Genomic DNA, 1,328 nt, shown 5'->3' on the forward strand with positions numbered 1-1,328 from the left:
TTGGAGCGGCCCCCAATTCGACCGGACAGGTGGCATAGCCCGGAGGGCCTAGGTTGAAGCCTAGGCGCACGCCTATGTCGAAGCCCATCGAGCGCGTCGAGATCATCACCGGCATCCACCGCCGCCGGCGCTACACTGCCGAGGAAAAGGTCCGGCTGGTGGAGCAGACCCTGCAGCCCGGCATGACGGTCTCCGCCGTCGCCCGGCTGCACGGCGTCTCCCCCAGCCTGCTGTTCCAGTGGAGGCGGCGCATGGCCGAGGGCGGGCAGGAGGCGGTCCGGGCTGACGAGGAGGTCGTCCCGATCAGCCGCGTGCGGGAACTCGAGAACCGCGTCCGCGAGCTCGAACGTCTGCTCGGCCGCAAGACCATGGAGACCGAGATCCTGCGTGAGGCCCTCGAGCAGGCTCGCCCAAAAAAACACGCGTGGCGCTTGCCCTCGCCGCCACCGGCAGGTTCGCGGTGAAAGCCGTGGCCGACACCATCGGCGTCGCCAGGTCCAACCTGGTCGATCATCTCCGACGGCCCGAGCGACCGCCGCGTGGCCCCTATCGACGCGCCGAGGACGAGGCCGTCCTGGCCGAGATCCGCGTCATCACCGACGCGCGCCCGACCTACGGCTATCGCCGCGTCACGGCGCTGCTCAACCGCGCGAGGCGCAGCTCGGGCGAGCCACCGCTCAATCACAAGCGCGTCTTTCGTCTCATGCGCCAGGCTTCATTGCTCCTGCAGCCTCACACCGGCCGGCGCGCCATCCGCACGCACGAGGGCACTGTCGTCGCCGCGGCCTCGAACCAGCGCTGGGCCTCCGACGGCTTCGAGATCTCCTGCTGGAACGGCGAGGTCGTGCGCGTCGCCTTCGCCATCGACACGCACGACCGCGAGGTCATGGCCTGGGCCGGCACCTCCGGCGGCGGCATCTCCGGCGAGATGATCCGCGACATGATGCTCGACTGCGTCGAGCGGCGCTTCGATGCCCTGCGCGCCCCGCAGCCCGTCCAGTGGCTCGCCGACAACGGCTCCGCCTACACCGCCGGCGAGACCATCGACTTCGCCGTCGCGCTGAACCTCGTCGCCTGCTTCACGCCCGTCCGCAGTCCCGAGAGCAACGGCGTCTGCGAGGCCTTCGTGAAGACCTTCAAGCGCGACTATGTCCGCGTGAACCCAAGGCCAGACGCCATCTCCGTCCTGCAGCGCCTGGCCGAATGGTTCGAGGACTACAACACCATCCATCCTCACAGCGGCTTGCGCATGCGTTCGCCGCGTGAGTTCATCGCTGCGCAGTCAGCAACCCAAGCCGCATGTCCGGTTTGATGGGGGCAACTCCAGC

Annotated in this window: 1 protein-coding gene; it reads left to right on the plus strand. The window is 68.8% G+C overall.

Features of this window, described 5'->3' with window-relative positions; genetic code table 11:
- The first annotated feature begins 74 nt into the window (after positions 1 to 74).
- A protein-coding gene (locus tag E8M80_RS25600) for an IS3 family transposase (protein ID WP_137128546.1) occupies positions 75 to 1,312 on the plus strand; the annotation gives its coding sequence in 2 pieces (ribosomal slippage) (positions 75 to 411 and positions 411 to 1,312; 1,239 coding nt in all).
- Positions 1,313 to 1,328: the final 16 nt, after the last annotated feature.

The organism is Roseomonas sp. HF4 (assembly GCF_005222755.1).
In the GTDB taxonomy this organism is placed as follows: domain Bacteria; phylum Pseudomonadota; class Alphaproteobacteria; order Acetobacterales; family Acetobacteraceae; genus Neoroseomonas.